This window comes from Luteibacter sp. 9135, from assembly GCF_000745005.1.
GTDB lineage: Bacteria > Pseudomonadota > Gammaproteobacteria > Xanthomonadales > Rhodanobacteraceae > Luteibacter.
Genome location: NZ_JQNB01000001.1, coordinates 3496652 through 3517328 on the forward strand (window position 1 = coordinate 3496652; position 20677 = coordinate 3517328).

Below are 20677 nucleotides of genomic sequence, written 5' to 3' on the forward strand. Positions count from 1 at the left end.
TCCGGACAGGAGGGCCCCTTTTATCCCGCGTGGCTATCTCACATCCTGAGACTGGGCGTTACCGACTCAGTCGGGGACGCCGGCCTCCCTGGCCTCGCCCGCCGCCGACCAGTGGCCCGCTTCGTCCTCCACCTTGATATCGACCACGTGACCGTACTGCGCGCGCAGCGTGGCCGTCAGGCTGACCGCGTGGCGAAGCGCCTCTTCGCGCGTGGCGTACTGGCCCACGAGTTCGGCGTTGCGCCGCAAGATCCAGGGACTGCGGGTGGACGCGTTGAAAGGAACGTACAGGGTGGTCTGCTGCAAGGTGCTGGCTCCGCCTCAGGGGGCCGGTGGCCCATGGCGGCGAAGCTAGTCGGTGGGTCGTCGCGAGCGCGTTATGGCTGGGTCGGCGCGGCAGTCACGTCGGCGACGGCGAGGGACTCGTCCAGCCATAGCGCATGGCGGGCGCCCCGCTCCATGGCAGTGTCCACGGCGTGGCGCTCGTCCACGAACTCGTCCAGAAGGGTGATCATGACGAAGTCGCGCGGACCGGCATGCACGGCCAGTTCGACGATATAAGCCGACTTCCATACGCCCGACGGCGCACGAAGAGTGCGGACTTCCACGGAATACTTGCCCACGAGCCGTCGATGCACGAAACAATCCCCTCTGGGCCGATGTCGCGGCAACGCCTGATTCTTGCGCTACCGCGATGGCCTTGGCAAGGCCTCAGCCCTTGGGCGGCGCCTGCGTCGTCAGGCCCAGGCCGCTGGCAGGGATGGCGAAGGTGCGCGATTCGCCCTGACCCACCGTGGCATCGACGTCCATACGGTCGGCAGAACACGCGCCGTGGGGCATCACGCCGAGCTTACGCGTGCCCGAGGGTACACGCAGCACCAGCTGCTCACCGATCTCCATGTCCGCGACCATCTTGTCGTCGAGGTAGATGGCGCTCGAACAGCCCGCACCCCACAGGCCCTGGCTGCGCACGATGCTCAGCGTGGCGTCACCGTCCGAAGGGGCCTGGTTACCCAGCACCGTGCTGGACGGCACGTCGTGGATACCGACATGGCGTTCGTTCTGGGTGGCACAACCGGCAAGCAGAACGGTACCGGCAAGGCCGGCAATAACCAGATAGCGCATGGGATCAGCCTCGGTAAGTAATGTGAAGAGCATTGGCCGGGCGCCGTGGACGACCGGTGAAAGGGCGCCCGCCGCTGACGAACCGTGCACACGATACACCGAACAATCGCGCCCCACTCCCGACGAGAACCTCCCCATGGCCAGCAGAGACTGGATCGACATCGACACCTTCGAAGCGGTGGACGATACGGAGCAGTTCGACCGGCCGGACATCCCCCGGGTCGAGGCCGTGCTTTCCGGAGCACCGGACCGTGACTGGCAGCAGTTCTTCCTGGTCAGGGCCCGTGCGCTGGAGCAGACCCATCCGGGCCTGCGCATGGAAATCCTGGCCGATCGCCTGGGTTTTCACACGCGGGCCGCGTCCGCCGAGGAAACCTGCCGGCTTGTCAACGAGGCCGTTCAAGGCACCAACGAGGATTTCGCGGCACAGAAGGCGGCTGAGGAAAAGCGCATCGCGGACCGGAATGAGGAAATTCGCGAGTTGATGGCCAGGATGAAGGCGATCAATGCGGCGTGGCCACCCGCCTCCACGTAAGATCGCTCTGCCAAAGCGGCGCGCGCAGCGATAGAATCGCGCCATGAACGACTTCGCCAGTCCCCCCGCCCCCGCCCTCGTCTACGATCGCGCCGCCATGGTCGCCGAGACGGTGGCGATGGTCCTGTCGGATGCGGGTTTCGACGCCCGTGGGGTCATGACCTACCGGGAGGCCAAGGCGGCGTTCAACGCCATGGACGACCTGGCCCTGCTGGTCATCCATGCGGACACGCCCGGCGAACGGCGCGGCAGCGTGATCCTGCAGGCCACGTTGCGCGAGCGCCCCTCGACGGCCATCGTGGTCATTTCCAGCCGGCTTCCGCAGGATCTGGCGCCGTTCCCGCGCACCGCCGTGTTCCTGGAGAAACCGTTCGATCGGGCCCAGTTGCTGGAAGCCGTCGAGCGAGCGCGCAGCGCCCGCCCCGTCGCCTGATCGCTACTCTTCCATGCCGATGAGTTTTTCGATGTCGTCGATGGCGAACTGGCGCGCGGCACGCTTGCGTTCGCGCCGCCCCATCGCCTGACAGGCCGCACCGAGCGGCTTGGCCCGACGCAACCGGCCATCGCGGCTGATGCGATAACCGTCGGGATCGTATTCCACCAGATATTCGGCCTGCAGCCCGCGTGTGCGCCGATAACGAACCGACTCCATGCAACCTCCCTTCGACGACCCGTGCGCCCTGTCGCGGCATGGTCGCGCCGATGCGTCGGGTGAAGTGCGACGTCAATCACGTTTCGGACCGAGGTGCCGCCCCCGCGTATTCGCTGGGGGGCACGGAAACGCCGGCAGGATGCCGTGCATGGCTTCAGTCGCGGTAGATGCCGTGACGGTTCGCGGACATCGTCCGCTCCTACGGGGTTGACGAAGGCGTGGACGAAGGCATCGACGGCGGCGTGGACGGCGACAACGGCGTGGACATCGACGGTGAGGCGGCCGGCGCCGGTGCCGGTGCTGGCGAGACCGATGCCGGGGACGGCGCATCTCCGAGGCAGGCGATGGCTTCGTCGCGGAAGCGGCTGTCGTAGTCGCCGCTCTTGGCCTTCTGGATTTCGTACATGACGACCTGGGCGCCGCTGCCGTTGGCAGTGACGTCGAGGCGCTCGTGCTTGCCGTCGGCGTTGGCGGTCACGCGGCCTTCGTCGTCCTTGGCGTTGCCCTTGGCATCCTTGGCCAGTGCCTGCCACTTGGGCTCCACGCACTGCACGTAGGCCGTGACGCTCTTGCTCGTCTTGCTGCTGAGCTTGGGCAGGGTATCGGTCATGCCGCTGGTGGCGCAGCCGGCCAGGCCGACACAGGCAGCGATCGCAAGAACGTATTTCATGCTCAATTCCACGGTAAGGGTCCGGGAATTCTAGCGCGAGCCGGGGCCGAGGATCAGATTCCGGCGCGGGTGGCGGTATTTGCTTCCGCCTTCGCCAGCTGCCCACCCGTGCACTTGAGGTACTGCGACGATGCGAGCCAGCGGCGATCCGGGTAGTAGGAGAACACCATCTGGCCACCCTTCAGGGCGTCGATGAGCTCGTGCGCCACCGCGGTACGCACGGCGGGGCACCCCCAACTGCGTCCGATGCGACCGGCTACCTTCGCCATGGCCTCGTTCACGTAGGCGGCGCCGTGGATCACGATCGCGCGGGCCAGGGCCTGGTCGTTCACGCCCTGCTCCAGGCCGGTCATCCGTAGGGAATACCCGTTCTTGCCCATGTAGGTATCCGACGTACGGAAGAGGCCGATGCTGGAAGCGAGACTTTCCGGCGCGTTGGAGAATCGGGTGGCGTTGGCATCCCCACTGTTCTTGCCGTGTGCTACCAGTTCCTGGAACAGCAGCTTGCGCTTCACCGTGTCGAACACCCACAGGCGCGGCTGCGACGACGGCCGGGAGTAATCGATCACCGCCAACCGGTCCGAGGGCACCCCACCCTGGGTCTGCGCGCATTCGGAGGCCTTCACGGCCAGGTCGATCACCCGGGGGTCCGCCGACGGTGCCAGCCGGGAGAGCGCCTCACCCAGCGAGTCGGTCGCCCTGGCAGGCGTCACGAGCAGACACAGGGCGCCAAGCAGGGGAACACAGGCGAGGTACGAGCGAAACGATCGAATCATGCAGCCAGCCGGATGGAGTGCGACGGGGCATGCTAACGCGCTGATCATTTATTGACCACAAAGCCGTCACATCTGTGCCATTCATATATGTGAAAGGCTTAGATGTTCTGCTAGCGAATTCAGGAAGCGATAGATAATGACTATGGAAGCAAGGCGCCATGCCCTCGCATGGGCGCTCCTTACCGCCACGATCGTCGCCGGGGCCAGTGCGCAGACGGCCCCGACCACGGCCGCGTCGGCTGCTTCACCGCCACCGATCGTCGCGCCCGATCCTGCTACCACGGCTTCCGTTCCTGCCCCGCCGGTACTGGACGATCCGCTCGCCCAGGCCATCTATGCGCGCCTGCAGCAGATGACGCCCCTGCAAGGCGGCCTTCTGCCGCGCCAGGACGCGGCCCTGGGCAAGGCTCTCAACGACTTCTACATGCAGCGACGCTACATGCCGGCGTGGTCCGACGACGCCAACGTCCGCCAGCTGCTGGCCGGGCTGTCCTCCGTCGAGGCCGACGGCCTGCTGCCCGAGGATTACCATCTCGACGAGCTGAAGGCCCTGGCCGATGCACCCGACCGGGCCAACGCCTCGCCGCAGCAGAAGGCGGATTTCGAGATCGCCGCCACGGGTGCCTATGTCACCGCCCTGGTCCAGCTGGCCCGCGGCAAGGTCGACCCGGTGCGGCTGGACCCTACCTGGAACTTCGACGCGGCGGCCATCGATCCCCAGCAGGGCATGTCGATGCTGCAGACCGCCATCGACGAACGCAGCGTCGACCAGGCCTTCGCCATGGCCCGGCCCCAGAACCCGCTGTACACGAAGCTTCGCGACGCGCTGGCCCAGCTTCGGGCCACGGCGGCTCAGGGCGGCTGGCCGCTCGTCCCGGACGGTCCGACGCTGAAGCCCGGCATGAAGGACGCCCGTGTGCAGGCGCTGCGGGCCCGGATGGTCGCCGGCGGCTACCTCGACCCGACCCTCGCGCACGGGCACACGTTCGACAACCCGCTGGCCGACGCGGTCAAACGTTTCCAGGCCGATCAGTACCTCGACGCCGACGGCAGCGTGGGTGCCGGCACACTGGCGGCGCTGAATGTCCCCGTCCAGGATCGGATCGGCCAGGTGCGGGCCAACCTCGAACGGGCGCGGTGGCTCCTGCATTCCCTGCAGGGCACGTTCGTGGTGGTCGATGTGGCGGGCTACAAGATCACCTTCTATCGCGACGGTGTCCCGGTATGGAAATCGCGCGTACAGGTCGGCAAGCCCTACCGCAGCACGCCTATCTTCCGCTCGCAGATCACCTACGTCACTTTCAACCCGACCTGGACGGTGCCCCCCACCATCCTCAAGAACGACATGCTGCCCAAGGTCCGCAGCAACCCGGCCTACCTGGCGAACAACCGCATCCGCGTGCTCGACAGCGCCGGCAACATCGTGTCGCCCGCCAGCGTCGACTGGAAGAACCCCCGCGGCATCACGCTGCGCCAGGATGCCGGCCCGGGCAATTCGCTGGGCCAGGTGGTGATCCGCTTCCCCAATTCCTTCGCGGTGTACCTGCACGACACCCCGCACCAGGAGCTTTTCGCCAAGGCCAAGCGCGATACCAGTTCCGGCTGCATCCGCGTGGAGCACCCGCTGGAACTGGTCGAACGGCTGTTCAACGATCCGGAGAAGTTCAGCCGGCAGGCCATCGATGAGCGCCTGGCCTCGAAGAAAACGCAGAACGTGACCCTGCCCACCGCCGTTCCGGTGCTGCTGGCCTATTGGACGGTGGACATCGCCGACGATGGCAAGCTGAGCTACAAGCCCGATGTCTACGACCGCGATGGTCCTTTGTTGGCCGCGCTGGACAAGCCGCAGCCGTTACGCGTGCCCTGAGCACAACGGCCCAGCGAGGCCGTTTGCCGCAGCGCAGCGCGGAGTGACGGCCGTATACTGAGGTCATGAACGCTCCCCTCGCCGTTTCCGAATCGACCCTCCACGACCAGGTGCGCGACGAGGGTTTCGCCTTCGTGCAAGGCGATGCGATGCGCGGCCTGGTATCGCCTATCGCGCCGCTGGCCGACTGGGACACCTTCGCCGCGAGCTGGAACGCGCTCGAGCCCGACACCTACCTGGCCGCCACCGGACGGTTCCGCCGTCGTCGCCACGCCGTGTTCACCGCGTCCCGGTTCGGCCACGTCGAGCCGCGCCCGCACCAGGCGCACTTCCAGACACTGGCCTACAACGCGCTGCAAGGCGACATCGCGCGGTGGTTCGCGCCGGTGCTGCCCGAGATCGTCGGCAGTGCCACGATGGGTGCGATCCTCGACTTCTGCCGCGACATCTTCGGCGGCCTCTCGCCCACCGTGGAAACCTGGCACGTCGAGGTCCATCAGTTCCGCATCGAGGCCACCGCCGGCGTGGCCGGCGAGCCCACCCCCGAGGGCAGCCATCGGGACGGTGTGGACTACGTACTGGTACTGCTGGTCGATCGTGAAAACATCGCCAGCGGCACCACCACCATCCATACGCCGGACGGGCGTCCGCTGGGCGAATTCACCCTCACCCGTCCGCTCGATGCCGCCCTGATCCACGATCCCCGCGTCTTCCACGGCGTCACGCCCGTCACGCCGCTGGACGCCTCGAAGGCCTCCCATCGCGATGTGCTGGTCGTCACTTTCCGCGCGGCCTGACGGGGATGCGACGGGTCAGCGTGCGATAATGGTGCGACCCACGATCAAAGCATGAGCATGAACTGGTCCGGAAAGTACGATTTCAAGCAATTCCAGGAGGAACTGGCGGCACTGGAACGGCAATCGAAAAAGCCGTCCGCCGACACCCCTGCTGTCGTTGCGCCGCCAGCGGCTCCCGAGCCCGCAGCACCCAAGCGCCGTGGGCGTCCGCCGAAGGTCGATCCCCTGGCACCCGCGCGGGCCGAGTTCGAGGCCCTGCGTCTGCGTTACACGCTCAGCGTGGCCGACGTGGTGGCCTGGTTTCCGCCCGAGGAAGGCATTGCCTACCTGCAGACGCTGATCGCCAGCGCGGAGCCCAAGCCGCGCAAGCCGCGCAAGAAGGCGTCGCCGGAATCCTGAAGGTCGGCCGCCCGGGCCGCGCTCAGAACAGGTGGCGCAGCAGCCAGAACAGGCCCGCGGCCAGCGCGATCGACACCGGCAGGGTCAGCACCCAGGCCATCAGCATGCTGCGCACGGTCGACCATTGCAGGCCCGAACCGTTGGCGACCATCGAACCCGCCACTCCCGACGACAGCACGTGGGTGGTGCTCACCGGCAGGCCGAAGCGATCCGCCGCACCGATGGTGAGCATCGCCACCACCTCCGCCGACGCACCCTGCGCATAGGTCAGGTGCTGCTTGCCGATGCGCTCGCCCACCGTGCGGACGATGCGTCGCCAGCCGACCATGGTACCCAGGCCCAGGGCGATCGCCACGGCCACCTTCACCCACGTGGGAATGAACTTGGTGGCTTTGTCCAGCAGCGAGTGGTAGTTGCCGAGCACGGCGCTGTCTTCCGCCGTGAACGCTGGCTTCTTGTCTTTCTCCATCAGGCGCAGCGCTTCGGACGTGAGGTACATGTCGTTGCGCACGTTGTTGACCTCGTGCTGCGGCACGTCGGCCAGCGTCGGGCGGTGCGCCACCTGCGCACCGATCGCGTCGGAAAGGCTGACCAGCGCCGCCATCGTCGCCGGGGTGGCCTGGCGCGACTGGATGTAGCGCTCGATCTCGCCACGCGGCGATGCCACCGGTGCCGCACCGACCGCGTACCGGGCGAAGGTTTCGCTCGCGTGGTGGGCCACCGAGACGAAGCTTTGCGTCTCGCCCTGGGTCACCGCCTTGTTCAGGGCATACGCGCCCGGCACCGTACCGATCAGGATGAGCATGATCAGGCCCATGCCCTTCTGACCGTCGTTGGAGCCATGCGCGAACGACACGCCAGTGCAGGTGAGGATGAGCAGGCAGCGCACCCAGAACGGCGGTGGTTTGTCGCCGTGGGGTTCGGCGTAAAGCTCCGGGGCCTTGACGAACGTCTTAAGCAGCATCAGCAGGCCGAAGGCCAGACCGAAGCCGATCAACGGTGAAAACAGCAGCGCCTTGCCGACGCTGAGCGCCTGGCTCCAGTCGACCGCGGCATTCGCGTTACCCGCGTTCATCATCTGGTTCATGAGACCCACGCCGATGATCGAACCGATCAGTGTGTGCGAACTGGACGACGGCAGGCCGAGGTACCACGTGCCCAGGTTCCACACGATCGCCGCCAGCAACAGCGCGAACACCATCGCGAAGCCGGTCGACGTACCCACGTTCAACACCAGGCCGATGGGCAGCAGTTGCAGCACCGCATACGCCACGGCGCCACTGGAAACGAGCACGCCGACGAAGTTCCAGCCGCCGGACCACACCACGGCGAAACTGGCCGGCAGCGACCGCGTGTAGATCACGGTGGCCACCGCGTTGGCGGTGTCGTGGAAACCGTTGACGAACTCGAAGGCCAGGGCGATGGTGAGCGCCACGCCGAGCAGTACGTACTCGAACACGGGACTGGTGGGCGCCACGTGCAGGTCATGGCCCAGCTGGACGCCGACATAGATCGCCGCGGCGACCAGTACCACGGCGAAGACGCCAAGGCTGATCAGGCGTGTCTGGGGCGACCCTTCGGCGTGTTCGGTCAGGACGGTGCTGTTCATGGCGCGCCTCCGGTCGTGGGCCCCCAGAGGTAGCAACGGCACATGACACAACCGTGTCAATGCGGGCGGCAGCATGTGAAGGCCCCCGGCCGTGGTATGAATGCGCCCATGCGAACGCCCTCCCCGCTTGCCACGCCCCTCGCCGACGCCGCGTCCCGCGAATGCCGCCGCGCGCTGCGTGCCCTGGGCGACACGCAACACCGCCATCGCGGCATCCACGAGGCCCGTAAATCCCTGCGACGACTAAAGAGCCTACTGCGGCTGGGTACCACGACATTCGCCGATGCACTGCCGTCGCTGGAAAAGGCGATCGACCGTCTCGCCGTCGGATTGTCGCCCTTGCGCGACGCCCATGTGGCCGTGGAAACCGCGACCTCCTTGGCCGGCTCCCTGGCCGTCGATGTGGAGGCCTGTGCAGTAGCCGGTCCCGAATCCTGGTGCCGTGCCGTCGACCTGCTGACGCTGCGCTGCGAAGGCCGCCTGACCGCCGCTTTGACCAAGGACCCTGGCTTCGAACGCCGCCGCAGCGAGGTCCGGATGTTGGCCCGCCAGGTGCATGCGCTTCCGTGGCAGGCGATGACCACGGAAGAGATCGACCACGCGCTGGCGCACTCCGAACGACGCGTGGCCAGGGCACGCAAGCGCATGCGTAAGTCCGCCTCGGTGGCCAACCTCCACCGTTGGCGCCGCCGGGCCCGCCGCCTGCGCATGCAACTCGAGCTGGTGCGCAAGGCACGCAAGGCTGCCGGCCTGCCGGCGCCCCATCACGCCGATCGGGAAAAGGCACTGGCGAAGGACATGTCCCTGCTGTCCGATGCCATTGGCGCTCGCCAGGACCTGCGCCTGCTTCGCGACATCCTGCGCACCCTCGTGGACGCGGATACCGCGCCCGCCCTGGTCGCCGCCACCACACGGGCCCTGAAGTTGCGCCGGATACCGGTCGATACACCGACGCTCGTGGTCACGCCACCGGCCTAAAGCGGTTTTTCGGCAAGTGACCGCACGGCACGCGGGCGCACGCCCCACGTTCGATTGACCGTCGTTGTCATAACGAGCCAACGACCGACATGACAGCCCGTGCCGACGCTGGCGCGGCGCAGCACGAACGCCATACCTCCCCGCAACGATTGCACCGTAAAAATGCCGTGCATCGCGGCAAACCGCCCGGACCCACCCTGTGTCCGCACGGCTGCGACTTGCAACAAAGCGGATAGACAACGTTGTCATTCCGGACTAGACCGGAGTTGCCCAACCGCGGTTGGGCCTGTCGCGCAGGGACGCGATCGGGGGACGAAGGCTACGGCACGGTGCCGAGGGCCGGTGCGCCCCTTCCTTTGGCAACACCATCGATCTGGAGGCGCTCCATGTTCCTTACGTCATCACCCGTTCGTTCGCGCATGGCCCTGGGCGGCTGCACCGGCAGCCTCGGCCTGGCCATCGCATTCGCCCTTTCTCCCGTGGTTCCCCTGCAGTCCGCGCATGCCGCCACCACATGCGCCGCCGCCTGGCAGGCGGGCACGGTGTACACCGGCGGCAACACGGCCAGTGAAAACGGCTCGAACTACGTCGCGAACTGGTGGACGCAGGGCGACGACCCGGCCACACACAGCGGTGCCGCGGGCTCCGGCCAGCCGTGGACATCGCAGGGCTCGTGCAGCGGTGGCGGCAGTACGCCACCGACCAATCCGCCTCCCGGCGATCCGCCGCCGAGCAACCCGCCGCCGGCCGCGGGCAGCCTGCTGTTCAGCCCGTACAAGGACATCACGATCAACCTGGACTGGAACACCAACATCATGTCCACGCTGGTCACCGGCACACGCATCCCCGTGGTCGGCAGCGGTAGCCTGGTGTCCACGCAGGTACCCAACCTGGGCGCGATCACCCTCGCCTTCGCCACCGGCGAATGCGGCAGCGAGAACTGGGGCGGTGTGCCCGCCGCGGCGTTTGCCAGCGCCAACATCGCGCGCCTGAACAGCGCCGGGGTGAACTACGTCGTCTCCACCGGCGGACAGGCCGGCACGTTCACCTGCGGCAGCAGCGCGGGCATGGCCAAGTTCATCCAGACCTACCAGTCCTCGCACCTGGTCGGCATCGACTTCGACATCGAGGCGGGGCAGACCCCGGCACAACTCAGTGCGCTGATCGCCAACGCGAAATACGCCGAGGGCCTGTACCCCAACCTGCGTTTCTCATTCACGCTGGCTACGCTGGCCGCCTCCGACGGCAGCTACGGCGGCCTGAACAACACCGGCGATACCGTGGTCCGTGCCGTGCTGGCCTCGGGCCTGCAGCACTACACCATCAACCTCATGACCATGGATTACGGCGCCGCCGGCCCGGCCATCTGCGTGGTGAGCGGCGGCAGCTGCGACATGGGCCTTTCGGCCATCCAGGCGGCCAGGAACCTTCAGCACACCTACGGCATCCCGCTGACGAAGATCGAGCTGACGCCGATGATCGGGGTCAACGACGTGTCCAGCGAGACCTTCACGCTGCAGGACATCGATGAAGTGACGGCCTACGCGGCGACCAACAAGCTGGCCGGCGTGCACTTCTGGTCGCTGGACCGCGATACCCCCTGCGCCAACGGCAACAACAGCGGCTATGCTTCGCCCACATGCAACTCGGTGTCGGGCACCAGCGCGCTGCAATACACGCGGCGTTTCCTGAGTGACTTAGGCCGCTGAGGAACGGGGCCACCGCGCCGGGCGCATGACCGGAACGGTGGCCCAGGGCCAGGGACGGCCCTTTGCGGCGTCTCGCCACTGGCGGGTGGTACGCGGATCGATCATAATACGATCGATTCGCATTTCCATTCGCCTTTGTCGTACGCCCTCGCTCCGGGATCCTCATGCTCGCCACCGCTTCTCAGGCGCCTTGCCGCCTCACCGTGTCCATTCGCGCCGCCCTCATCGGCGCCCTCCTCCTCGCCGGCACCGCGCAGGCAACCGACGAGGCAGCGACGGAGGACCAGGCGCGTCACGCCGACAACGCGACCACGCTTTCCGGCGTGCAGGTCAAGGCCAACGTCACCCCGCCCACCGCCGCCTATGCCGGTGGCCAGGTCGCCCAGGGTGGCCGTTTCGGCGTGCTCGGCAACCAGGACCTGATGAACGTCCCGTTCAACATGACCAGTTACACCGACACGCTGATCCGCAACCAGCAGGCGCGTTCGCTGGGCGACGTGGTCGCCAACGATCCGTCCGTCCGCACCGGTTTCGGCTATGGCAACTTCTCGCAGACGTTCGTCATCCGCGGCTTCCAGGTCGCCAGCGACGACATCGGCTTCGACGGCCTGTACGGCATGCTGCCGCGCCAGCTGCTCGCCCCCGAGCTGGTCAACCGCGTGGAGGTGTTCAAGGGCGCCAGCGCCTTCCTCAACGGCATCAGCCCGGGCGGTTCGGCCGTCGGCGGCAACATCAACATCGCGCCGAAGCGGGCGGAGGCCACCCCCATCACCCGCATCGGCCTGGATTGGGGCAGCGACAGCCAGACCGGCGGCAGCGTGGATATCGGCCGCCGCTTCGGCCGCAACGATGCCTTCGGCCTGCGCGTGAACGCGGTGCATCGTGACGGCAACACGGCGATCGACGGCGAGCAGCGCCGCGTCACCGCGCTGGGTGTCGCGTTCGATTTCCAGGGTGACAACCTGCGCATCACCACCGACCTGGGTTACCAGAAGCAGGTCGTCACGGGCGGCCGCGCGGTGGTCTACACCAGCGGCCTTACCTATGTGCCGCGCGCGCCCTCGGCGAAGACCAACTACGCCCAGCCGTGGTCCAACTCGTCCCTGGAAGACACCTTCGGCGTGGTGCGTGCGGAATACGACTTCACGCCGTGGCTGACGGGTTACGTCGCCGCGGGCGCGCATCACGGCAACGAGTACGGCGACTACGTGAGCCCCACGCTGCTGGACGGCAGCGGGCGCGCCACGGAATCACGTTTTACAGTGCCCTACATCGCGGACACCGCTACCGGGGAAGCCGGCTTCAACGCCAGGTTCGACGGTGATGGTGTGAGCCAGCGTGTCAATGTCAGTTTTTCTGCCCTCAATTTCCGCAAGAAGGCAGCGTATGCAAGTTCGTCCAGTAACAACGATCCACATCCGATCGATACGAACATCTACGCCCCCACCTACGTGCCCGTGCCGAACTTCGTCTACGACATCGGCCCCATCAGCGATCCAGGCATCACCGGGCGCACCATCCTGCGCAGCCTGGCCGTGTCCGATACGTTCGGCTTCATGGACGACCGCCTCCAGGTCACCCTCGGCGCGCGCCGCCAGAAGCTGGAAGTGATCGGCTACGCCTACGCCACCGAGGTGAAGAACTCGCAGTACAGCCAGTTCGCCAACAGCCCGGTCGTCGGCGTGAACTTCCGCCTGGCCGATCATTGGTCGGTGTATGCCAACCACATCGAGGCCCTGACCCAGGGTGGCCAGGCCCCGGACGAGTTCGCTGGAAAGGAAGTTACAAATAGGGGCCAGGTGTTCGCCCCATACAAGTCCAAGCAGAACGAACTGGGCGTGAAGTGGGACGCCGGTGAATTCGGCAGCACGCTGGCCCTGTTCCAGATCAAGCAGCCCAATGCCTATGTGGAGCCGTCCAGCAACACCTATGTGGTCAACGGCGAGCAGCGCAACCGCGGCGTGGAGTGGAGCTTCTTCGGCGAGCCCGTAACGGGCCTGCGCCTGCTGGGCGGCGCGAACTACATCCAGCCCCAGCAGACCGGTACGCAGGACGGCATCAACGAAGGCAAGGACTCCGTCGGCACGCCACGTTTCCAGGCCAACCTGGGCGCGGAGTGGGATATTCCCAACACACCGGACGTGACGCTGAGCGCGCGCGCCGTGCGGACCGGCAAGCAGTACCTGGACAACGCCAACACGCTCACGTTGCCGGCATGGACCACCTACGACGTCGGCGCACGGACCACCACGCACCTGGAAGGTGTGCCGGTGACCTTCCGGCTGACCGTGCAGAACCTCGCCAACAAGGGCTACTGGGCCACGTCCAACGGCGGATACCTCAGCCAGGGCGCACCGCGCACGTTCCTGGTATCGGCTTCCTTCGACCTGTAACCGTTTCGGCCGAAACCTTTCCGAATCTCTCCGTTCCGGAGCACACGGCGTCCGAACGCTGACGTACGATGCGACCATCGTCACAGATCGGCTGTCCGCCCGGGCCGCGTTGGAAGGATCGACATCCCGCCGACGCCCGCGCCGTTATGCTGCGGGCCGAGCCACCGGGAGAGGGAAGATGGAGCAGGACCAGGACATGGCGACCTACACCATGGGCGACATCATCGTCGATGCCGTCACCATGAACGAAGCCGCGGTGTGCGGCGACCTCGACGAGAGTCGCCGTCGCGCACGCCGCATCGCCTTCCTCGCGGCGCCCGAAGGCCTTACCGGCATCGCCGAGGCGGCGAACGTATTGCTCTGCCTCCTTGGGCCCTCCGGCACCGAACCGCGGCCGGGGTTCGGTGCGGCGATGGTCGCGGTGTCCACGGAGATAGACCGTGCTTTCGGCGAAGGTTGAGTCGGATCGACGTCCTTCAGCGCATAAACATGCGGTCGTAATTATTTGAGTAATTTCTAGGAATGATTCGTAGGAAAAACGCCCGATTTGCGTGAAATGAAGGTCAAACAGGCCATTTCACGCGTTATTCGTGCGCAAGTGCCCATACCCATGCGGATTTTCCGCCGCTCCCTGGCTTGACCCTTTTCAATTGTTACGCCAATGTTGCGCCAAGCCGCTCAGTGACGCGGTGCAACATTGCCATGCTGTCGATGCCGCACGTTCGGGGGAATGCGCGGCACCACATCGCAGTCATGGTGGTTTCGGCCTTCGGTCGATTTCCGGCCCTTCAAGGGCCCATCTGGGGAAGCTTCGTCCATGACTTCACGCTACATCACCTCGTCGCGCGTGCTGCGCCATACCGCACTGGCGGTCGCCCTGGCCGTAGGCTTCGGTAGCGCCGGCACCGCCTTCGCGCAGTCGACCACCGGCTCCATCTTCGGTCAGGCCACGCCGGGCAGTACCGTGCAGGCATCAGGCAGCACGGGTATCACCCGCGAAGTCACCGTGGGCCAGGATGGCCGCTACCGCATCGGCAGCCTGCCGCTGGGCAGCTACACGGTCAACGTGATGCAGGATGGCAAGGTCGTCGATTCCCGCAAGGATGTAGGCCTCACCGTCGGTGCCGGCTCGGAGGTGTCCTTCGCCGGTGCCGCCGCGGCCAGCAACGCCCAGGCCCTGGACTCGGTCACGGTATCGGCCAATGCGCTGCCGGCGATCGACGTGTCGTCCGTGGATTCGCGCACCGTCATCACCTCCGAGCAGCTGGCCCGCCTGCCGCTGGGCCGTAGTGCCGAAGCCATCGCGCTGCTGGCGCCCGGTGTCGTCACGGGCTCGGGCGATTTCGGCCGCGTGGTTTCGTTCGGCGGTGCCGGCGTGTCGGAGAACGCGTATTACATCAACGGCTTCAGCACCTCCGACCCGCTGAAGAACCTGGGTGGCGTGTCGCTGCCCTACGGCGCGATCGACCAGCAGGAAGTCTATACCGGCGGCTACAGCGCCATGTACGGCCGCTCCGATGGCGGCGTCATCAGCCAGGTCGGCAAGCGCGGCACCAACGAGTGGCACTTCGGCGCGCAGGTGCTGTGGGAGCCGAAGTTCGCCCGCTCCACCCTCGGCAGTCAGTATTTCCCCGATGGCGCATTGCCGGAAGGCTACAGCTACACCGATCCGTCGCTGGCCGGTTCGATCTACCGCAACCGCCAGGGCAATACGCAGTGGACCCGCACCGTCAGCGGTTATGTCGGTGGTCCGCTGATCAAGGACAAGCTGTATCTCTTCGTGGCCGCGGAAACGGAGAAGACCGAGGGCACGTCCAGCAACACCGCGATCGCCAACCCGATCGCCAACAACCACTACACCTATAACCTGCCGAAGTACTACGCCAAGCTCGACTGGAACATCAACGACGCCAACATCCTTGAGTTGACCGGCATCCGTTCCAATGACGAGCGCAGCGGCGCGTACTACAACTACGACTACGCCACACGCAAGGCCGGGCCATTCACCGGCACGTACCCCAACAGCACCAAGGACGCGTCGAAGTACGCGATCGCCAAGTACACCAGCTACATCACCGACGACCTCACGTTCTCGGCCACCTACGGCAAGAGCCGCACCGACGACCTGGTGAACAACCCCGGCGATGACGGCATCACGCCGTTCATCAATCGCCCCGACCTGCAGGATCCGGCGGCGAACGGCGGCACGCCGATCTCGAACGGCGCCACCACCACGACCAAGAACGCACCCGACGCGAACAGCAAGACGCACGGCCTGCGCGCGGACCTCGAATGGCAGGTCGGCGACCACCGGCTTACCGGCGGCATCGACAACATGAAGTTCAACGGCCACAACGAAGGCCAGACGACGACCGGCCCCGGTTACTACTATCGCTATCGCCAGACCAGTGCACCGGATCAGGCCATTTCGGAAAGCCTGGGCGTGGGCGCGCCGGGTGGCGATGGTTATTTCGTCGACAAGCAGATATTCAGCACCATCACCAGCATGGCGGTCGACCAGAAAGCGTATTACCTGGAAGACAAGTGGCAGGTGTCGGACCGGTTCCTGCTCACGTTCGGCCTGCGCAACGACAAGTTCAAGAACTACAACAACAACCACAAGGTGTATGTCGATAGCGGCAACCAGTGGGCGCCGCGCCTGGGCGCGTCGTGGGACGTCTTCGGCGACTCTTCGCTGAAGGTGTACGGCAACCTCGGCCGCTACTACCTCGCGCTGCCCAACAGCGTGGCGATCCGCGGCGCGTCCTCGTCGACCTATACGGATGAGTACTTCACCTATACCGGTATCGATCCGGTCGGCAACCCGACGGGCCTCACCGCCCTGGGCCCCGGCCCCGTCTCGTCGGGTGGCGAATACGGCCAGGCCAACGATCCGAAGTCGATCACCGCCACCGACCTGAAGTCGCAGTACCAGGACGAAGCCATCCTCGGCTTCGACAAGACGCTGGGCGACCAGTGGGTGGGCGGCGTGAAGCTGACCTACCGCAAGCTGCAGACCGCCATCGACGACGTGTGCGACACCGGCAGGATTGCCGACAAGCTGCAGACCGAGGGTGTCGACCCGGCCAGCGTGACGATCCCCGGCTGCGTCATCTTCAATCCGGGCGAGACCAACACGTTCAGCCTGGCCAATGCTGACGGTAACGGCCGCACGCGCGTGCGCATGTCCACCGACGACTGGGGCTTCACCTCCGGCGCCAAGCGCAAGTACTACGCGCTGGACATGTACATGGAGCACCCGTTCGACGGCAAGTGGGCGTTCCGCGCCGACTACACGTTCTCCAGGAGCTACGGCAACACGGAAGGACAGGTCAAGTCGGATATCGGCCAGGACGACATCTCCAAGACCCAGGACTGGGATTCCAAGGAACTGATGATCCACAGCAACGGTTTGCTCGCCAACGACCGTACGCACCAGTTCAAGGCCTACGGTTCCTACCAGCTGACCCCGGAATGGATGTTCTCCGGTTCCATGCGGCTCACCTCCGGCGCGCCGCGCTCGTGCCTGGGCTACTTCGGCCCGGACGACAGCGATCCGATCGGATACGGCTCGGCGTATCACTCGTGCGCCGGCAAGTTGTTCGCCCCGGGCGACACGCGCCTGCCCTGGGTGAAGCAGCTGGACCTGGCGGTCGAATACCGCCCGTCGTTCGCGGACCACAAGCTGGCCTTCGGCCTGTCGGTGTTCAACGTGACCAACGAGCGCAAGCCGCTGCTCGTGGACTCCACCTACGAAGACGACAAGTTCACCGTGTCCAACACGTATGGCGCCGGCATCTATTACCAGTCGCCCCGCTACGCGCGCCTCACGGCCACGTACGACTTCTGACGCCACACCACGCATAACAAGAAACGACACAGGCCACGGATGGCTTCCATTGCAGTCTCCCCCTCGCCGCCGTGCCGAACGGTGGCGCTTTTTTGCGTCAGGCGCCGGCGTCGCCCCGTGGGGACACCAGCCGCATGAACGATGCCTGCTGGTAGCGGCTCATGCGCAGCTTCTGGCCGGTATCCATCGTGACCACGTGGTAGCCGTTGAACCATGGCTGGATGGTGCTGACCCGGGCGACGTTGATGATGGCGGACCGATGGATACGGGCGAACCGCCGCGGGTCGAGGCGTTCCGCCAGGGTGGCCATCGTCTCGCGCATTTCGTACTCGCACGAGGCCAGGTGCAGCCGCACCGTGTTGCGTGAGGCCTTGATCCAGACGATATCGTCGACATCGACCAGGGTGATGTGCTCGTCCACGCGGACCGGAAGACGCTGCAGGTAATCCTTCCGCTCGCGTAGCGCGTCCAGCACATCCTGCATGTCCGGCACCGCGGCCGCGCCCCGGCGCGCGTGCAGGCGGGCCTTCGCGCGGCGCAGCGTCTCGGCGAAGCGGTCGCGACTGAACGGCTTCACCAGATAATCGACGGCATGCGCCTCGAACGCGCGCACGGCATAGTGCTCGAACGCGGTGACGAAGACGGTGGCCGGCATGCGCGATGCGCCGATGGTTCCCACCACGTCCATGCCCGTCATGCCCGGCATCTGGATGTCGAGGAACACCAGGTCCGGTGACTGCTCCCGGATGGCACGCGCGGCAGACAAACCGTCGCCGCACTCGCCGACGATCTCGATCTCGGCATCATCGCGGAGCAACCGCGCGATCGCATGCCGGGCCAGCGGTTCGTCGTCCACCACCAGCGTCGCGATGCTCATGCGGGCATGATCTCGGGCATGTCGTCGGCGTCGTCCAGGTCGCGATAAGGCAAGTGGATACGGCAGGCCACGCCGCGCGGCCAGATCATGTCCAGGCGCAGTCCAGCAGCGTCGCCATACAGCTCGCGCAGCCGCAGCGCGGTGTTGCGCAGGCCGATGCCGTGACCGGACGCCGGTGCATCCGGACCGGTCCGCTCCAGGGTGCTGTTGTGGTTGCGCACCTCGATCACCAGGCTGTCGCCTTCATGCCGGATGTCGACCTCGACCCGGTCGTCGCCCACCTGCTCGCCGATCCCGTAGCGGATCGCGTTCTCGACGATGGGTTGCAGGATCAGGCTGGGTACCGCGCACTCCACCGTATCGGGCTGCACGTAGATCCGCGTGGACAACCGGTCCTTGAAGCGCATCTGCTGGATGCCGAGGTAGAGATCCAGCAGGACCAGTTCGCGCCGCAGCGTGATTTCCTGGCCGTCCTGGTCTTCGAGGAACGCCCGCAACAGGTCGCTCAGGCGGATCAGCATGTCCTCGGCGGACAGCGCGTCCTCGCGCAACAGCGTGGCGATCGCGTGCAGCGTGTTGAACAGGAAATGCGGCTGTAGCTGCGATTTCAGTGCGTGCAGTCGCGACTGGGCCAGCTCGCTGGCAAGGCGGCTGGCCTCGATCTCGCGCCGGGTTTTTTCCTCATGCAGCTGCACGCTCTGCTGGATCGCCAGCAAGGCCCAGTAGGTGAACAGCCCCGTGCCCATGTGCCGGGTGAACTGGTGCAGCTGCTCACCCAGGCCGCTGGGCTCGAAGAACGTGGACGCCACCGCGCCGATCAGCATGGACAGGAAGGTGACGACGATGCTGGCCAGCGCATGGATGCCGACCCCGCGCAGGCGGGACGCGGGGTCGAAGCGGTAACGCGCGGCGAGGCGGAAGACCAGCGGCGCCAGCGCCGCCCAGCTGTACCACTGAATCAGCGACCAGCGCAGGTAGGTAACGGCATCGAACCCGTGACTGTCCAGGTCGTCGTGGATGGAGCGCTGCACGGCGAACACCACCGCCACCACGGTCCATACCCCCAGGTAGCGGCCCAGGCCGATGTCGAGGGTTCCAAGGCGGACCTTCATGGCGATATCCACGGAAAAGAGGGCCCAGTCTTGGACGCCGCGCAACGTGCGTCAACGCCGGTGTGCACCGGCTACGATTCGTCCGCGCGCGGCGACGATTCGTCCCGCAGCGCTACGCAAACGACCGCGCAAGCGCTCTGCTTCAGGCCAACACCACGCCGGAGCTGCCCCATGTCGTCCTTCCGTATCGCGCTCGTCTGCGTCATCGTCCTCGTCGCCCTGCCCGCGGCCGCCGTCGAATCGCCCGCTCGCGTCTCCGCGTCGCGCCTGTTCACCGTGGTCAACGCCACCTTCGACACCGCTACCGCGCTGGACGTCGCGCCGGCGGGTAGCGGCGCCTTCGCCGAGCTGCCGCTGGACCCGCCCCTCCAGGGCGGACGCACCGACGCCACGGTGCGGCTACCCGCCGGCGACTGCCTGCGCGACTTCCGGGTGACCTTTCGCAACGGGGCCGCCTTGACGTTCCCCGGTATCGATGTATGCCGGGGCAGCGGCCTGCGCCTGGATGCAGGACGGCGTGGCTGACCGTCGCCCCTAGGCTTCGACGACGGCCACGCCTGCCTGGGCCAGTGCGCGGCGTAGCGTATCCGGCGCGGCGTCATCGATTACCACACTCTGGGCCATGTCGATGCCGCCGATGACATAGGGCGACGCCGCGCCGAGTTTTTCGGTGGATGCCAGCACGACCACCTCGGCAGCCCGTGCCGCGAGCGCACGCTTCACATAGGCCTCCTCGAGGTCGCCCGTGCTGAAGCCCTCGGTGGGATGCACGCCGGTGACGCCCATGAAATACGTGTCCGCGCGGATGTGTGCCATCGCCTCGATGGCGGCGGCGCCGACGGTGACCACGGAATGCTTGAACAGCCGACCGCCGATCAGCACCACCTCGATGCGGGGGTGTGCGGCCAGGGCCACGGCGACGCTGGGACTATGCGTCACTACGGTGGCCTCCAGCGTGGGCGGAAGAGAGCGCGCCATCTCGACGCAGGTCGTGCCGCCATCGAGGATCACGACGTGCCCGGGCAGGATCATGCGGGCAGCGCGGACGGCGATGGCTCGCTTCACGTCCATCTGGATGTCCTGCCTCTGCACGAAGTCGCCCATGGCCGCGGACGCCGGCAGGGCCCCGCCGTGCACGCGCTGCAGAAGGCCTTCCGCGGCCAGTTCCCGCAGGTCACGACGCACCGTGTCCTCGGACACGCCGAAGGTGTCGCTCAGGGTCTTGGCGATCACCTGTCCGTCCCGCTGGAGGGCGGCGAGGATGGCCCGTTTGCGATGGGTCGTCAGCATGGTTTGCACGAACTTCATTGACATTGCACGAAACTGCA

General features: G+C 66.3%; 21 protein-coding genes. 11 read left to right on the plus strand and 10 right to left on the minus strand.

What is annotated here, in order from left to right:
- Positions 1-66 precede the first annotated feature (66 nt).
- The 3 genes from FA89_RS14735 to FA89_RS14745 all read right to left on the minus strand — a co-directional run bounded on the left by FA89_RS14735 (position 67) and on the right by FA89_RS14745 (position 1125).
- Positions 67-306, minus strand: a complete 240-nt coding sequence (locus tag FA89_RS14735; protein ID WP_036141625.1) for a hypothetical protein — start codon at positions 304-306, stop codon at positions 67-69.
- Positions 307-377: 71 nt separating this feature from the next.
- Entirely contained in the window at positions 378-638 is a 261-nt protein-coding gene (locus FA89_RS14740; protein WP_185754390.1) for a hypothetical protein, read from the minus strand.
- 73 nt (positions 639-711) lie between these two features.
- Entirely contained in the window at positions 712-1125 is a 414-nt protein-coding gene (locus tag FA89_RS14745; RefSeq protein WP_036141630.1) for a hypothetical protein, read from the minus strand.
- Between the two features lie 136 nt (positions 1126-1261).
- On the opposite strand from FA89_RS14745, the gene FA89_RS14750 reads away from it, so the two are divergent.
- Positions 1262-1660, plus strand: a complete 399-nt coding sequence (locus FA89_RS14750; protein ID WP_036141633.1) for a hypothetical protein — start codon at positions 1262-1264, stop codon at positions 1658-1660.
- Between the two features lie 43 nt (positions 1661-1703).
- The gene (locus FA89_RS14755; protein ID WP_036141634.1) at positions 1704-2093 is read left to right on the plus strand and encodes a hypothetical protein; all 390 of its coding nucleotides are present in this window, start codon (positions 1704-1706) and stop codon (positions 2091-2093) included.
- A 3-nt stretch (positions 2094-2096) separates the two neighbouring features.
- Here FA89_RS14755 and FA89_RS14760 read toward each other — a convergent pair whose 3' ends face one another.
- From FA89_RS14760 to FA89_RS14770, 3 genes are all read right to left on the minus strand, one after another.
- Positions 2097-2312: a hypothetical protein gene (locus FA89_RS14760; RefSeq protein ID WP_036141637.1), complete on the minus strand. Its 216-nt coding sequence runs from the start codon at positions 2310-2312 to the stop codon at positions 2097-2099.
- A gap of 199 nt (positions 2313-2511) precedes the next feature.
- Positions 2512-2982, minus strand: coding sequence for a hypothetical protein (locus tag FA89_RS14765; RefSeq protein ID WP_036141640.1), 471 nt, complete (start codon positions 2980-2982; stop codon positions 2512-2514).
- 53 nt (positions 2983-3035) lie between these two features.
- Positions 3036-3758, minus strand: a complete 723-nt coding sequence (locus tag FA89_RS14770; protein ID WP_051938824.1) for a murein L,D-transpeptidase catalytic domain family protein — start codon at positions 3756-3758, stop codon at positions 3036-3038.
- 136 nt (positions 3759-3894) lie between these two features.
- On the opposite strand from FA89_RS14770, the gene FA89_RS14775 reads away from it, so the two are divergent.
- The 3 genes from FA89_RS14775 (at position 3895) to FA89_RS14785 (ending at position 6821) form a co-directional block, all read left to right on the plus strand.
- Positions 3895-5625, plus strand: a complete 1731-nt coding sequence (locus FA89_RS14775; RefSeq protein WP_051938825.1) for a L,D-transpeptidase family protein — start codon at positions 3895-3897, stop codon at positions 5623-5625.
- Positions 5626-5690: 65 nt separating this feature from the next.
- A complete protein-coding gene (locus tag FA89_RS14780; RefSeq protein WP_036141643.1) occupies positions 5691-6422 on the plus strand; it encodes a 2OG-Fe dioxygenase family protein in 732 nt (243 codons plus the stop codon).
- Between the two features lie 51 nt (positions 6423-6473).
- Positions 6474-6821, plus strand: a complete 348-nt coding sequence (locus FA89_RS14785) for a hypothetical protein (protein ID WP_036141645.1) — start codon at positions 6474-6476, stop codon at positions 6819-6821.
- 22 nt (positions 6822-6843) lie between these two features.
- Here the strand turns inward: FA89_RS14785 and FA89_RS14790 are convergent, their stop codons facing one another.
- Complete coding sequence (locus FA89_RS14790; protein ID WP_051938826.1) at positions 6844-8430, minus strand: inorganic phosphate transporter; 1587 nt, start codon at positions 8428-8430, stop codon at positions 6844-6846.
- Positions 8431-8538: 108 nt separating this feature from the next.
- On the opposite strand from FA89_RS14790, the gene FA89_RS14795 reads away from it, so the two are divergent.
- The 5 genes from FA89_RS14795 (at position 8539) to FA89_RS14815 (ending at position 17360) form a co-directional block, all read left to right on the plus strand.
- Positions 8539-9408 (plus strand): CHAD domain-containing protein, encoded by an 870-nt coding sequence (locus FA89_RS14795; protein WP_185754391.1) that lies wholly within the window; start codon positions 8539-8541, stop codon positions 9406-9408.
- A 386-nt stretch (positions 9409-9794) separates the two neighbouring features.
- Entirely contained in the window at positions 9795-11117 is a 1323-nt protein-coding gene (locus FA89_RS14800; RefSeq protein ID WP_036141652.1) for a carbohydrate-binding protein, read from the plus strand.
- 164 nt (positions 11118-11281) lie between these two features.
- On the plus strand, positions 11282-13510 hold the full coding sequence (locus FA89_RS14805) for a TonB-dependent receptor (RefSeq protein ID WP_036141655.1): 2229 nt from the start codon (positions 11282-11284) through the stop codon (positions 13508-13510).
- A 196-nt stretch (positions 13511-13706) separates the two neighbouring features.
- Positions 13707-13970 (plus strand): hypothetical protein, encoded by a 264-nt coding sequence (locus tag FA89_RS14810; RefSeq protein WP_185754392.1) that lies wholly within the window; start codon positions 13707-13709, stop codon positions 13968-13970.
- A gap of 357 nt (positions 13971-14327) precedes the next feature.
- Positions 14328-17360: a TonB-dependent receptor gene (locus FA89_RS14815; RefSeq protein WP_036141660.1), complete on the plus strand. Its 3033-nt coding sequence runs from the start codon at positions 14328-14330 to the stop codon at positions 17358-17360.
- 97 nt (positions 17361-17457) lie between these two features.
- Here FA89_RS14815 and FA89_RS14820 read toward each other — a convergent pair whose 3' ends face one another.
- Both FA89_RS14820 and FA89_RS14825 read right to left on the minus strand, forming a co-directional pair.
- Complete coding sequence (locus tag FA89_RS14820; RefSeq protein WP_036141663.1) at positions 17458-18237, minus strand: LytR/AlgR family response regulator transcription factor; 780 nt, start codon at positions 18235-18237, stop codon at positions 17458-17460.
- Entirely contained in the window at positions 18234-19349 is a 1116-nt protein-coding gene (locus FA89_RS14825; RefSeq protein WP_036141666.1) for a sensor histidine kinase, read from the minus strand. Before FA89_RS14825 ends, FA89_RS14820 begins: the two co-directional genes overlap by 4 nt.
- A 171-nt stretch (positions 19350-19520) precedes the next feature.
- Here FA89_RS14825 and FA89_RS14830 point away from each other — a divergent pair, with 171 nt between their 5' ends.
- Complete coding sequence (locus tag FA89_RS14830) at positions 19521-19874, plus strand: hypothetical protein (protein WP_036141668.1); 354 nt, start codon at positions 19521-19523, stop codon at positions 19872-19874.
- A 9-nt stretch (positions 19875-19883) separates the two neighbouring features.
- On the opposite strand, the gene FA89_RS14835 is transcribed toward FA89_RS14830, so the two are convergent.
- On the minus strand, positions 19884-20639 hold the full coding sequence (locus FA89_RS14835) for a DeoR/GlpR family DNA-binding transcription regulator (RefSeq protein WP_036144491.1): 756 nt from the start codon (positions 20637-20639) through the stop codon (positions 19884-19886).
- Between the last annotated feature and the right edge of the window lie 38 nt (positions 20640-20677).

Coding starts and splice junctions, on each gene's coding strand:
- FA89_RS14745 (WP_036141630.1), bottom strand. CDS start 1,125: ATGCGCTATCTGGTTATTGCCGGCCTTGCCGGTACCGTTCTGCTTGCC.
- FA89_RS14750 (WP_036141633.1), top strand. CDS start 1,262: ATGGCCAGCAGAGACTGGATCGACATCGACACCTTCGAAGCGGTGGAC.
- FA89_RS14755 (WP_036141634.1), top strand. CDS start 1,704: ATGAACGACTTCGCCAGTCCCCCCGCCCCCGCCCTCGTCTACGATCGC.
- FA89_RS14760 (WP_036141637.1), bottom strand. CDS start 2,312: ATGGAGTCGGTTCGTTATCGGCGCACACGCGGGCTGCAGGCCGAATAT.
- FA89_RS14765 (WP_036141640.1), bottom strand. CDS start 2,982: ATGAAATACGTTCTTGCGATCGCTGCCTGTGTCGGCCTGGCCGGCTGC.
- FA89_RS14770 (WP_051938824.1), bottom strand. CDS start 3,758: ATGATTCGATCGTTTCGCTCGTACCTCGCCTGTGTTCCCCTGCTTGGC.
- FA89_RS14775 (WP_051938825.1), top strand. CDS start 3,895: ATGACTATGGAAGCAAGGCGCCATGCCCTCGCATGGGCGCTCCTTACC.
- FA89_RS14780 (WP_036141643.1), top strand. CDS start 5,691: ATGAACGCTCCCCTCGCCGTTTCCGAATCGACCCTCCACGACCAGGTG.
- FA89_RS14785 (WP_036141645.1), top strand. CDS start 6,474: ATGAGCATGAACTGGTCCGGAAAGTACGATTTCAAGCAATTCCAGGAG.
- FA89_RS14790 (WP_051938826.1), bottom strand. CDS start 8,430: ATGAACAGCACCGTCCTGACCGAACACGCCGAAGGGTCGCCCCAGACA.
- FA89_RS14795 (WP_185754391.1), top strand. CDS start 8,539: ATGCGAACGCCCTCCCCGCTTGCCACGCCCCTCGCCGACGCCGCGTCC.
- FA89_RS14800 (WP_036141652.1), top strand. CDS start 9,795: ATGTTCCTTACGTCATCACCCGTTCGTTCGCGCATGGCCCTGGGCGGC.
- FA89_RS14805 (WP_036141655.1), top strand. CDS start 11,282: ATGCTCGCCACCGCTTCTCAGGCGCCTTGCCGCCTCACCGTGTCCATT.
- FA89_RS14810 (WP_185754392.1), top strand. CDS start 13,707: ATGGCGACCTACACCATGGGCGACATCATCGTCGATGCCGTCACCATG.
- FA89_RS14815 (WP_036141660.1), top strand. CDS start 14,328: ATGACTTCACGCTACATCACCTCGTCGCGCGTGCTGCGCCATACCGCA.
- FA89_RS14820 (WP_036141663.1), bottom strand. CDS start 18,237: ATGAGCATCGCGACGCTGGTGGTGGACGACGAACCGCTGGCCCGGCAT.
- FA89_RS14825 (WP_036141666.1), bottom strand. CDS start 19,349: ATGAAGGTCCGCCTTGGAACCCTCGACATCGGCCTGGGCCGCTACCTG.
- FA89_RS14830 (WP_036141668.1), top strand. CDS start 19,521: ATGTCGTCCTTCCGTATCGCGCTCGTCTGCGTCATCGTCCTCGTCGCC.
- FA89_RS14835 (WP_036144491.1), bottom strand. CDS start 20,639: ATGCTGACGACCCATCGCAAACGGGCCATCCTCGCCGCCCTCCAGCGG.